This is a genomic window from Methylomicrobium album BG8 (genome assembly GCF_000214275.2).
GTDB lineage: Bacteria > Pseudomonadota > Gammaproteobacteria > Methylococcales > Methylomonadaceae > Methylomicrobium > Methylomicrobium agile.
In genome coordinates this window covers 3,621,601-3,633,610 of sequence record NZ_CM001475.1, presented here as the reverse complement: position 1 = coordinate 3,633,610, position 12,010 = coordinate 3,621,601, and the positions used below count along the sequence as shown (strand labels likewise).

Below are 12,010 nucleotides of genomic sequence, written 5' to 3'. Positions count from 1 at the left end.
GGGCGCGTAGTTTAACGGCTCGGGCAAAAATGCGGTAGTTTTGAAGATATCCCTCGGGCTGTCGCCGGGCCAAGTCTGTTTCTACCACAATGCCTATCTGACGGCAGTGTATCTTCCGGTGTATGTGGCGGTAAGTTGGAAAAAGGGGAGAGCAAAGAACTCTGGATCATTGTCAGCGATCAACCGACCGATGCCGAAACCTTGTGCGAGCATGGCCGCCGGTTCAGCATCGAAGAAACTTTTTGGATCATAAATCCAATGGTTTTCAACGAGAATCATCGAAGCCGCGTGAGACCGCCGTGTCGCAGCGGTTGTGCTTTATATCATGGCGGTGGCCCACGCGGGTGCTGATATGCTGAGGCGTCGCAGCGACCGCCGAAGGCAATCGGAGCTACGTTGATTCACACTGGTTTCAGAGGCAAAGTTACGCGCGCACTTGTGCTCTTAGGGTATCGGTTGAAACTGGATACGACGGACCTTGGCATGCGGCCAAGTGTTGCTTGACGAGCATCAGTTCACGAATTGTTTTTACCGCCCACTCCTTAGCAGGTTTATGGTGAACAATGGCTATATCCGCAGAAGCTCAAACGCTAAAGCTTTCCCCGCAGCCGCAGGTCGCTTTCACATTGGGGTTGTCGAACCGGAACGCTTCATTGATGCCTTCGCGGCGGTAATCGAGTTCCATGCCGTCGATATAGGGCAAGTCGTCCTGCTTTACGATCAGTTTGACCCCGTGTTCCTCGAAGACCGTTTCATTGTCCTGGAGTTGGTCGGCGTATTCGAGGGTATAGGCATAGCCGGAGCAGCCGGATTTTTTGATGCCGAGCTTCAGGCCGACGCCCGTGCCGCGTTTTTCGAGCTGTTTTTTGATCTGCTGAGCCGCTTTTTCGGTGAGTATGATTGCCATGCGTTTTTATCCTTCCTGGTTGACCAGGGTTTGCAATATTTCGATAAACCGGGTGATTTGCTCCGGCGTATTGGAGATGCCCAAGCTGATCCGGATCGCGCTGCGCGCCAGTACCGGGTCGACGCCCATCGCGGTCAGAACGTAGCTGGGCTCCTTGCCGCCGCTCGCGCAGGCGGAACCGCTGGATACCGCGATGCCTTGCCGGTCGAGTTTCATCAGCAGCATTTCGCCGTCGACATTCGGCAGCCCGAACTGGACCGTGTTCGGCAGGCGGGGCGCGTTTTGGGAAAAAATATGAAGCCCCGGAATCGACCGAAGTCCGGTTTCCAGTCGGGTTTTCAAACCGGCTAACTGTTCGCTGCGTTGGGCAAGTTCGGCCTTCGCAAGTTCCGCCGCCTTCCCGAAGCCGACGATCGCGGCGACGTTTTCGGTTCCGGAGCGGTAGTTCTGTTCCTGTCCGCCGCCGAGCAGCAGGGGCGAGAGTTTGACGCCTTTCTCGAAAATCAGCGCGCCAGCGCCTTTCGGTCCGTAAAGCTTGTGGCTGGACAGCGACAGCAACTGGACGCCCAGCGCCTTGAAATCGACCGGAATCTTGCCGGCCGCCTGTACCGCGTCGGTATGCAGCACAATATTTTGCGCCCGCAAGCGTTCGGCATGACGGGCAACATCCTGAATCACGCCGGTTTCGTTATTCGCGAGCATGATCGAAACCAGCGCCGGTTTCCGAGAGCGGATGACTTCGTCGAGGCTATTCTGCCGGACCAGGCCGTCAGGGTCGACGCCGAGAATGGTCAAGGGATGGCCTTGCCGATGCAGGCGCTCGGCCGGTTCGAGAATGGACGGATGTTCGATCGCGGATACGGCGAGGCCGGCGGCAGGGTCGAGGCTGGTCAAGGCCAGGTTGTTCGCTTCGGTGCCGCCGCTGGTGAAGATCACCTGATCTGCCGAAACTCCGACCAGTCCGGCGACCTGCTGGCGGGCCGTATCGACCGTGGTGCGCGAGAGGCGGCCGAGCTTGTACAGGCCCGAAGCATTGCCGTAAAAGTTTTTCAGGTAGGGTAGCATCGCTTCCAGCACCCGGGAATCGACCGGGGTGGTCGCGTTATGATCCAGATAGATCATTTAGGGTAGGCGCTGATTCCCGTTTGCAGATGAAGTTCGATGACGCGTTGGGCATCCTGTTCCTGGCGTCTTGCGATTTCCTGCACTTGATGCTTTTCCAATAGGTCGGCCAGGGTAATCCCTTTCAGATAGCCGCGAATCTGTTCGCTGAGCCCCATCCACAAGTCATGCGTCAGGCAGGCTTTGTGGTTCTGGCAATTGCCTTCGCCGCCGCATTTGGTCGTATCGATCTGTTCGTCGACCGCCGCGATGATATCGGCGATATTGATGGTATTCGCTTTGCTCGCCAAGGTGTAGCCGCCGCCCGGGCCGCGCACGCCTTTGACCATGCCGGCGCGGCGCAGGCGGGCGAACAACTGTTCGAGATAGGAAAGGGAAATGGTTTGTCGAGTCGCGATGTCGGTCAGCGTCACAGGCGCTTTCTGGCTGTGAAAAGCCAGATCGAGCATCGCGGTTACCGCATAGCGGCCTTTGGTAGTCAAGCGCACAACATCATCCTGCTTTTAAAGATTAACGTGAACCCGATTTTAATCTTAACCGATTAAATTAGTCAACATTTATAACCCTAGTTTTTTTGGCGTTAATCGGGCTTGGGTTCGTGTTCGTAGCCATCCTCGATTTCGCATCCCTCCAGCCTTGGAATCGGCGGCGGTTCGGGGTAGTGGATGCCGGCTTCGTCGAGCGCCTTCTTCATGGTTTCGAGCTGTTGGTCCATCGCATGGATATGGTCGAGCATCCGGTTGATCGCGTTCGCGACCGGGTCGGGCATGTCGGCCTTCGCGCCGTAGGGGTCGAAGCCCATCCGGTAGGCGATGGCCTCCCGCTCCGCTTTTTCTTTTTTGACGTTCGGATCGATCAGATGGCCCGGAATGCCGACCACGGTCGCACCGGCCGGCACCGGCTTCAGGACGACCGAATTCGAGCCGACCCGGGCGCCTTCGCCGATGTCGATCGGGCCCAGGATTTTCGCGCCGGCGCCGACCACGACGCCGTCGTGCAGGGTGGGGTGGCGCTTGCCTTTCTTCCACGAGGTACCGCCGAGCGTGACGCCGTGATAGAGCGTGCAGTCGTCGCCGATCACGGCCGTTTCGCCGATCACCACGCCCATCCCGTGATCGATGAAAAAACGCCGGCCGATCCGGGCGCCCGGATGAATTTCGATCCCGGTCAGCCAGCGCGCGATATGCGAAATGAAACGCGCCAGCCAGCGGTAGCCGGCTGTCCAGCAGCGATGGCTGAGCCGGTGAATCAGTACCGCATGAAAGCCGGGGTAAGCGGTGATCACTTCCCAGACCGACTGCGCGGCCGGGTCGCGTTCGAAAACGCAGGCGATGTCTTCTTTGACTCTGTCGATGATGGCGTTCATGTGCTCTGCTTTCTTATTGTTTCCGGCTTTTCTTATGACCTTGCGACATTCTCAGAATGCCCCGCAAAATATCGACTTCCTTGGTGTCGAGTTCGATCCGGTTATAGATCCTGCGCAGCCGCCGCATGATCGATTCGGATTTGCCGGGCTGGGCGAAGTCGATATCGACCAGCGTTTCGTGAAGATGATCGTAAAAGGATTCCATCTGTTCCGCGGTCGCCAAGGGACATTCGCCCCGGTCGCCGATCACCTTGCGTTCGTTGCTTCCGGCCGCCACGAACAGTTCATAGCAGACGACCTGTACTGCGGCAGCCAGATTCAGCGAACTGAAGTGGGGATTGCAGGGAATATGCAACAGGTAGCGGCACATATCGAGTTCTTCGTTGGTCAGCCCCGAATGTTCGCGGCCGAATACGATCGCGATCCGCTCGCCCGGATGCCGGGTGAAGATTTCGTCGGCGCATTGCCGGGGTGTCAATTCCGGCCAGCTGATCGTGCGTGAGCGCGCGCTGGCGCCGAACACGACCTGACAGTCCGCGATCGCTTCGCGCAGGGTGTCGCAGACCCTTGCCCGGGACAGGAGGTCGTCCGCCCCCGAGGCGCGCGAGGTCGCGTCCGCGCTCGGGAAAATTTTCGGCGCGACCAGCCTGAGGCTGGTCATCCGCATGTTTTTCATCGCCCGTGCAACTGCGCCGATATTGCCGGGATGCGTGGTTCCGACCAGAACGATATGGATATGGGACAGCAACGCGGTGCCTCGTCATTCAAAAAACGCTCAAGTTTATCAAAAGTTTTGGTATCCTATAATGATTTATCCGCTCATTTTCAATTCCGCTTATGCAACCGATGCTCAACATTGCCGTCCGCGCCGCCCGAAGCGCAGGCGACCTGATCTTGCGCTCGACCGACGCCATCGGTCATCTTCAAGTCGATCAAAAAGGTAGAAACGACTACGCCAGCGAAGTCGACCGCAAGGCGGAACGCGAAATCATCAACATCATCCGCACGGCCTATCCCGATCATGCGATCCTGGCCGAAGAAAGCGGCGCGCACCAAGGCAACGAGTTCGTCTGGGTGATCGACCCGCTGGACGGCACGACCAATTTTCTGCACGGTTTTCCGCAGTTTGCGGTTTCGATTGCGTTGAAACACAAAGGTCGGCTCGAAGTGGCCGTGATTTACGATCCGCTGCGCGACGAATTGTTTACCGCCAAACGCGGCGGCGGCGCGATGCTGAACAACCGGAGGATTCGCGTGACCAAACAAAGCGCGATGAAAGGCGCGCTGATCGGCACCGGTTTTCCGTTCAAGACCGACCGGCATCTGGACGCCTACGTAGGGATGTTCAAAGCGATGACGACCGACTCCGCCGGCATCCGCCGGGCCGGCTCCGCGGCGCTCGACCTGGCCTATGTCGCCGCCGGACGCCTGGACGGCTTCTGGGAAATCGGATTGATGGAATGGGATATGGCGGCCGGGGTCTTGCTGATCAAGGAAGCCGGCGGTGTCGTGACCGATTTTTCGTTCAACGACGGCTATCTGCAAAACGGCAACCTGATCGCCGGCAATCCGAAAATGCATCAGGTCATGTACAAGCTGATCGAGCCTCATGTGACCGACAGCTTGCGATAAAAGGCAGTATTTGGCGGTTTTTTCAAATTAAAGGGCGGAAAGATTCCGCCCTTTTTCGTTTTAGGGATTGTGGACGCGCTACAGCGGCGGGCAGCTTGCAGGAATGCCGGGATCGGCGGTATCGGCCAACCTGAAAATCCATCGGCAGCGCGTGACTTCGGGTCTGTCGTTGGGGTTGTTGGGGTCGTCGGTCTGATCGGTGTAGATGGACAGGCCGGTCAATGAACCGGTGCCTCTGTTTGGGTTTACGACCGCGTTCAGGTCGGTAATCTCGGAAACGCCGGACGTAATATCCGCCTTGGTTGCGCAGTCGGCGATCGCGGCATGGCCCCGGGTGGTCGGCCGGGTAATACTGTCGATGGTGAAACCGGTGAAAGTGGCCGCCAGCTCTTCACCATCGAGCCATTGAACGGATAAGCGGCTGCCATCCGGTGGCTGGCTGATTCTCAGGCTTTGGGGCGGCTGGCTTCTGTTCGGCTGTACAAAAGAAAAGTTTATTCCGTCGAATCCGGAGCATCTGAACCTGCCTGTCCATGTTCCCGTCAGGTTGACCGCCCCGGCGGAAAAGGAAAAAGACAGCAAAAGGATCGGTAAAACCATAAAGCGCAGTGATTTCATAACTTCCTCCCTAAATCAATCGTCTAACTTCTTTGTCAGAGTCGGCCATATTACTCGTGCGGTTTTGGGGAGTCAACTGATAGCGCAAAGCTGACAGGGCAATCGCGCTGTGTCTTGTTTTCCGAAGACCCGTGTTGCGGGGCAGCGCTCCAAACGCCGGGCGGGATATTTATCCCGTCCGTACCGTTCGGCGCTGTCCCCAAAGGCCGGCTTGCCAGTGATTTCGAACCATTCAAGCCGACTGCCCCGCTTCGCTAAAATACGGATTAAGAGTTAAAGGCTGTTACGCTGTGAAAGCCCCCTATAAAAATCCCCCCTGCCCCCCTTTTTCAAAGGGGGAGGCGGCATTCCTTTTAAGTACGTATGCAAAATAAACCCGGTATTTTCTCAGGGAGCTTTGTGAATGTTACCTATAAAATCAATGAGTTATCTGGAGTGCGTTAGCCGGATAAATATGCATGGGTACTTATAAGGAGGGAAAGCGGCATTGTCAAAGGGGACAGGAGCGTGGCCTAGCGCTTCGCTCATTTCTCAAACGGGAAGACGACATCCCTCTCCTTTGAAAAAAGGGGGGATTTGCTCTGCAAACAGTGGATGGAGCAACGCTGTTACAACGCTCAATTCGCATTAAAACGTGCGGATGGGTTAAAAACCCGTCCGGCGGATTTCACCATAGCGCGATTGCCCTGGCAAAACTGAGTATTGAAATTCTCCGGACGTTCCGGGATCGGCGCTGCCAGCTCATGCTCAAAGTGAGCCATTTCACACAGTAGCCTATGGGAAATGACACACTTTTAATATCCCTTATAGTTTATATGGTTGAAAACATTAGAAAATTATAATGGCATAATATCTGCTTAATGTATCCCTGCATGGCACTGTTTAAGTGTCGTGACCGACTTCGGCTTTCGCAATTCCCGGATCAGGCGACAGCGCATCCGGGAGCTACGCGATAACGGTTTAATTTATTTTTAGGGATACCCATGAAATACAACAATAAATTTAAAAGTTTGGCATTGATTTCAGTAGCTGCTGGCCTGTTTTTCGCCAACCCCCTCCAAGCTGCTACAGCTATATCTGGCACTTTTTTTGACAAAAACAATACGTCAGCGGACATGACTGTCCGCGCCTATTCCTGGTACAACCTCAGTATGGGCTATCTGGGCTGGACGCATCACTCGAACTGGGGATTCGTCAAGCTGAAGAAAGGCAAGCCGGTCACCATTGCGCTGACTACGGAAGTCAGCGGTTTGCACCCGTCAATCACGGTATGGTACCGGGCGGGAGCCAAAAATCCAAAGACGCTTCCTTATATGAACGGCCACGCCTACAAGCAGTTCGGCGATATTTACGAGCCGAACGCCGAAGCCACCGATGCCGAGAACAACCCGGTCAAGGTCGGCAATATCATCATGAAGTTTATTACCAACGGGTTTGACCGCGACGGAATGGGCGACGCCTTACCGGCTGAGTACGACCAGTCTCAGTTGTACCGGGTGATGGACGGTGTGCCAGGAAAGCTGGCGATTACCTTTACCCCGCCTGAAAACGGCTGGTATCAATTCGTCGTTGGGGCGATCAATCCGGATATCGATTCGACGGCTTACGGTTCCGGCCCAGGTTCCGGCGCCGGTCCCGCGACTGCGCATACTGTCCATGTAGAAGTCAGTATCCCGTAAACGAGATCGTAAAAAGGGATTACCTCGCCACAGGGAGGAGGCCGGGAGGCCTCCTCCTTTTTTATTTTGGAATCATCATGTTCTGCTTCATCCAAAAAGTTTTATCCGGTATTGCCCCATGTGTTTATGCGTTAATTCTGTTATGTGCCTTAGCCGATGCCGTATTTGCCCACGGCGCACTGTCCGATCAAGTCATGAAAGGCTTTAAGGTTCCGACGACGCCCAAGTTGATCGGGAAGTCGGCAATCGTCGTCGATCAACAGGCCGCCGTCCAGCTCGGCAAAGCCCTGTTTTGGGACGGAAACGTCGGCAGCAGCGGAACCGCATGCGCTTCGTGCCATTTTCATGCCGGATCGGATATTCGCCATATTAACCAGCTGAATCCCGGTCAAGCGCACACCGCCAATGCCGGCGGCACCGCGAAAACTTTCGAATTGCCATCGGGCAATGACGCCGGGCCGGACTATGAATTGAAAGCCGGCGATTTTCCGTTTTTCCGCTTTGCCGATGTGGACGACATCGCCACGTTGACGGCATCGACCGACGACGTGGCCGGTTCTTCCGGAGAGCCACAGCAGCAATTTGTGGCGGTTGATGCGACGGGCATTAATGCGGGCATTAATAACGATCAATGCGATTCCGAGTTGAGCGCGGTCTTTCATGCGGGTAGTCTGAATACCCGCCAGGTCACCAAGCGCAATGCGCCGACGGTAATCAATGCCGCATTCAACTTCCGCAATTTTTGGGACGGCCGCGCAAATAACGTATTCAATGGCCAATCGCCGTTCGGATTGCGCGATACAGGCGCCAAAATCTGGCTTGCGAAAGGCACGAAAAAGGTTAAGGCTGCGCGGTTGGCGCTGGAAAACGCCTCGCTGGCATCCCAGGCCGTCGGTCCTCCTCTAGATATGGTGGAAATGTCCTGCAAGGGGCGCAGTTTCGCCGACATCGGCCGAAAATTGCTGCGGCGCAGGGCGCTGGAGTCGCAGGCGGTGCATCCCGAAGACAGCGTGCTTGCCGGTCTGCGCGACCCGTCCGGCACCGGTTTGACGTTAACCTACGACGAATTGATCAAAAAGGCGTTTAACAAGAAATATTGGAGGAGTGCCGCTGCCATCGAGCTGGTGAAGGATTCGGGGCAATTCTATTCGCAAATGGAAGCTAATTTTGCGATGTTCTTTGGCCTGGCTATCCAACAATACGAGAATACTTTGATTTCCGACGATGCGTTGTTCGACCGGGAGGTCGACGACGACACCGGTTTCCCGGCCGGATTTACGGAGGCGCAGCAACGGGGCTTTCAAGTGTTCAACGATGCCCATTGCAACAATTGCCATTCCGGGCCAACGTTTTCGTCGGCGGCAAGCCCGCAAATTTTCTTGAACACCACCAAGAAACCCAAATATCTCAAGCTGGTGAACCGCGACGTGCTGGGCGAGCAGGCCAGTGGTTTCGGTACCGACAGCAGTTTGTTCGATATCGGTTTCGCCATTACCAGCGTTGCGCCGACTGCTTACGACGTTGGGCTGGGCGGGACTGACCCGTTCGGCAATCCGCTCTCGTTCACTAAACAATACATCGACGTTCTCGCCGGCAATGCCAAAAAAATGCTCGATCCGGTTATTGTAGTCACTTGCGACATGGTTGATCCGTTTACCGAGGATTATCTAGCCGGCCAGTTGATCAATGATAAACTCGGTAAAAGCGTTTGCAAGGGTCCTGGAAAAAAACAAGCCAGAATTCCTACCCCTGAAATCGTTGCCGTGGAACTGGCAAAATCCGGTCAAGGCCGGCTTTCCGGCGGAGTCGGTGCCGCGTTTAAAATTCCGACGCTGCGTAATGTGGAACTGACTGGGCCGTACATGCACAACGGCGGAATGAAGTCGCTGGAAGAAGTCGTCGAATTTTATAATCGCGGAGGAAATCTGACTAATCCGCGCCATTCGACGACACTGGTGTTTTTCCAGGGCATGTCGGCGCAGGATAAATCCGATCTGGTAGCCTTTCTGAAGACGCTGACCGACGAACGTGTGCGCTGGGAGCGCGCCCCGTTCGATCATCCCGCGCTTCAGGTTCCGCACGGGCATGAAGGCGGGGAGAATCCGCTGGGCTCAGGGCTGGCCGGGGATCGTTTTCTCGAGGTGCCGGCGGTTGGCCGGAATGGGCGTACGCCAGAAATGGGACCTTTAAAGGCGTTCGACAGTTACCTTGAGCCCTGAGGGCTGAGCCGGGGCAAGCCTTCTCTCCGACCATTGGGTAGGTCGGGTTAGCGAAGCGTAACCCGACATTTCGAAGCCGTGGTTGCGGGGTTTTCTCGTTCCCACGCGCCAGTTCCATTGGTCGGGTTGGCGAGGTGTAACCCAACAGGATTCGGCTTCGAATGTTGGGTTACGGCTGGCGCCTAACCCAACCTACGGGGCTTAAAGGCTGCACCGGGTCAAGCCCTCATATCGTCCATCGGCTTTTCCCCTCGGGCCGCCGGTATGACGGGCTTTTTTATTATTTAACCCGCATGCCGGGCTGCGCGCCCGCATCCGGGCTCAACACCCACAAATCCTGGCCGCCCGGCCCGGCGGCCAGGACCATCCCTTCCGACACGCCGAAGCGCATCTTCCGGGGAGCGAGGTTCGCGACCACGACGGTCAGCTTGCCTTCCAGGTCCGCCGGCGCATAGGCCGATTTGATGCCGGCGAAGATGTTGCGGGTCTCGTCGCCGATGTCGACGGTCAACTGCAGCAGTTTGTCCGAGCCTTCGACAGGCTCGGCTTTAACGATTTTCGCGATGCGCAAGTCGATTTTCGCGAAGTCGTCGTAGGCGATGGTTTCCGCGGTCGGTTCGCAGGTTTTGGCTTTTGGCTGGCTGGGGGTTTTTTCGAGATTTTCTTTCGAGGCCTCGACGATGGCGGCGATTTTGTCCGCTTCGACGCGGGTCATCAGCGGTTTGAACGGATTGATCGCGTGGTCGAGCAGCGGACCTGCCAGATTTGGCCAGGGCTGCGGGCCGATGTTCAGGAAGTCCTCGGCGTCGGCCGCCAGCTTGGGCAGCACCGGGCGCAGATAGGCCGCAAGCAGGCGGAATAGATTCACGCCCATCGAGCAAACCCTATGCAATTCATCGTCTTTACCTGCTTCCTTCGCGATCACCCAGGGCTTTTTTTCGTCGATATACTGGTTGGCCTTGTCCGCGAGCGCCATGATTTCGCGCATCGCCTTGCCGAATTCGCGCGTTTCGTAATGCTGGGCGATCGTCTCGTTCGCGTCGATGAAGTCTTGCCACAAGCCGGGCTCCGCGCATTGCGCAGCCAGCTTGCCGTCGAAGCGTTTGGCGATGAAGCCGGCGCAGCGGCTGGCGATATTGACGACCTTGCCGACCAGGTCTGAATTGACGCGCTGGGTGAAATCATCGAAGTTCAGATCGATGTCGTCGACGCCGGCACCGAGCTTTGCGGCGAAATAATAGCGCAGGTATTCCGGATTCAGGTGATCCAGGTAAGTGCGCGCGGTGATGAAGGTGCCGCGCGATTTGGACATCTTTTCGCCGTTCACGGTCAAAAAGCCGTGCGCGAAGATCGCGCTGGGCGTTCTGAACTTCGCGCCGTGCAGCATCGCCGGCCAGAACAGGGCGTGGAAATAGATGATGTCCTTGCCGATGAAATGGTACAGTTCGGCATCGCTGTCTTCGGCCCAGAATTCGTCGAAATTGATGCCCCGGTTGTCGCACAGGTGCTTGAAGCTGGCCATGTAGCCGATCGGCGCATCGAGCCAGACATAGAAATATTTGCCGGGCGCATCCGGAATTTCGAAGCCGAAATACGGCGCATCGCGCGAAATGTCCCATTGCTGCAGGCCGCCTTCGATCCATTCGGCCATCTTGTTGCGGACTTCCGGCTGCAAGTGGTCGCCGTCGTTGACCCAGTCGCTCAGCATCCCTTCGAAATCGTTCAGATTGAAGAAGTAGTGGACCGAATCCTTCTCGACCGGCTTGGCGCCGGAAATAGCCGACACCGCGTTTTTCAACTCGGTCGGCGAATAGGTCGCGCCGCAGGCCTCGCAGTTGTCGCCGTACTGGTCGGGCGTGCCGCATTTCGGACAGTCGCCCTTGATGAAGCGGTCCGGCAGAAACATGTTTTTGACCGGATCGTAAGCCTGGGTGATCGTGCGCGAGCTGATATGGCCGGCTTCCTTCAGGCGCCGATAAATCAATGAGGAAAACGTCCGGTTTTCCTCGGAGTGGGTGCTGTGGTAGCTGTCGAAAGCGACGCCGAATTCGGTGAAATCGGCCAGATGTTCCTTGCCGACCCGCGCGATCAGGTCTTCCGGCGTGATGCCTTCCTTGTCCGCGCGCAGCATGATCGGCGTGCCGTGCGTGTCGTCCGCGCAGACGTAATAGCATTGCCGGCCGCGCTGTTTCTGGAACCGCACCCAGATGTCGGTTTGAATGTATTCGACCAGATGCCCGAGATGGATCGGGCCGTTGGCGTAGGGCAGGGCGCTGGTGACTAATATTTTTCTCTCGGACATGATCGATACGTAAGCGTAGGTTGGGTTGTCTTCGCCAACCCAACCTCTATTCGCGATGAGGCGGATACGAAGACAAACAAGTTTGGTATTATCGCATAACTTACGCGCATCTTTCGAATATGGCAGCGGATGCTCATCACCTATCACTTTACCCCGTTCCATAAA

General features: G+C 56.4%; 11 protein-coding genes. 3 read left to right on the top strand and 8 right to left on the bottom strand.

Annotation, left to right across the window (positions count from 1 at the left end; all coding sequences use genetic code 11):
• Positions 1 to 93: 93 nt before the first annotated feature.
• From METAL_RS15640 to METAL_RS15615, 6 genes are all read right to left on the bottom strand, one after another.
• Positions 94 to 279 (bottom strand): hypothetical protein, encoded by a 186-nt coding sequence (locus METAL_RS15640; protein ID WP_031429772.1) that lies wholly within the window; start codon positions 277 to 279, stop codon positions 94 to 96.
• A 304-nt stretch (positions 280 to 583) separates the two neighbouring features.
• The gene (locus METAL_RS15635) at positions 584 to 907 is read right to left on the bottom strand and encodes a HesB/IscA family protein (RefSeq protein WP_005373818.1); all 324 of its coding nucleotides are present in this window, start codon (positions 905 to 907) and stop codon (positions 584 to 586) included.
• Between the two features lie 6 nt (positions 908 to 913).
• A complete protein-coding gene (locus tag METAL_RS15630) occupies positions 914 to 2,029 on the bottom strand; it encodes a cysteine desulfurase family protein (RefSeq protein ID WP_005373816.1) in 1,116 nt (371 codons plus the stop codon).
• The gene (iscR, locus tag METAL_RS15625) at positions 2,026 to 2,517 is read right to left on the bottom strand and encodes a Fe-S cluster assembly transcriptional regulator IscR (protein ID WP_005373815.1); all 492 of its coding nucleotides are present in this window, start codon (positions 2,515 to 2,517) and stop codon (positions 2,026 to 2,028) included. Before iscR ends, METAL_RS15630 begins: the two co-directional genes overlap by 4 nt.
• 92 nt (positions 2,518 to 2,609) lie before the next feature.
• Complete coding sequence (gene cysE, locus METAL_RS15620) at positions 2,610 to 3,395, bottom strand: serine O-acetyltransferase (RefSeq protein WP_005373813.1); 786 nt, start codon at positions 3,393 to 3,395, stop codon at positions 2,610 to 2,612.
• A gap of 13 nt (positions 3,396 to 3,408) precedes the next feature.
• Complete coding sequence (locus tag METAL_RS15615) at positions 3,409 to 4,143, bottom strand: RNA methyltransferase (protein WP_005373811.1); 735 nt, start codon at positions 4,141 to 4,143, stop codon at positions 3,409 to 3,411.
• Positions 4,144 to 4,232: 89 nt separating this feature from the next.
• Between METAL_RS15615 and METAL_RS15610 the strand changes: the two genes are divergently transcribed.
• Entirely contained in the window at positions 4,233 to 5,027 is a 795-nt protein-coding gene (locus METAL_RS15610) for an inositol monophosphatase family protein (RefSeq protein WP_005373810.1), read from the top strand.
• A 78-nt stretch (positions 5,028 to 5,105) separates the two neighbouring features.
• Here METAL_RS15610 and METAL_RS15605 read toward each other — a convergent pair whose 3' ends face one another.
• Positions 5,106 to 5,645, bottom strand: a complete 540-nt coding sequence (locus METAL_RS15605; protein WP_005373809.1) for a hypothetical protein — start codon at positions 5,643 to 5,645, stop codon at positions 5,106 to 5,108.
• Positions 5,646 to 6,628: 983 nt separating this feature from the next.
• Between METAL_RS15605 and corA the strand changes: the two genes are divergently transcribed.
• Together corA and METAL_RS15595 are read left to right on the top strand one after the other, a co-directional pair.
• On the top strand, positions 6,629 to 7,324 hold the full coding sequence (gene corA / locus METAL_RS15600) for a copper(I)-binding protein CorA (protein WP_005373808.1): 696 nt from the start codon (positions 6,629 to 6,631) through the stop codon (positions 7,322 to 7,324).
• Positions 7,325 to 7,518: 194 nt separating this feature from the next.
• Entirely contained in the window at positions 7,519 to 9,543 is a 2,025-nt protein-coding gene (locus METAL_RS15595; RefSeq protein ID WP_245549399.1) for a cytochrome-c peroxidase, read from the top strand.
• Positions 9,544 to 9,823: 280 nt separating this feature from the next.
• Here the strand turns inward: METAL_RS15595 and metG are convergent, their stop codons facing one another.
• Positions 9,824 to 11,845 (bottom strand): methionine--tRNA ligase, encoded by a 2,022-nt coding sequence (metG, locus tag METAL_RS15590; protein ID WP_031429760.1) that lies wholly within the window; start codon positions 11,843 to 11,845, stop codon positions 9,824 to 9,826.
• Between the last annotated feature and the right edge of the window lie 165 nt (positions 11,846 to 12,010).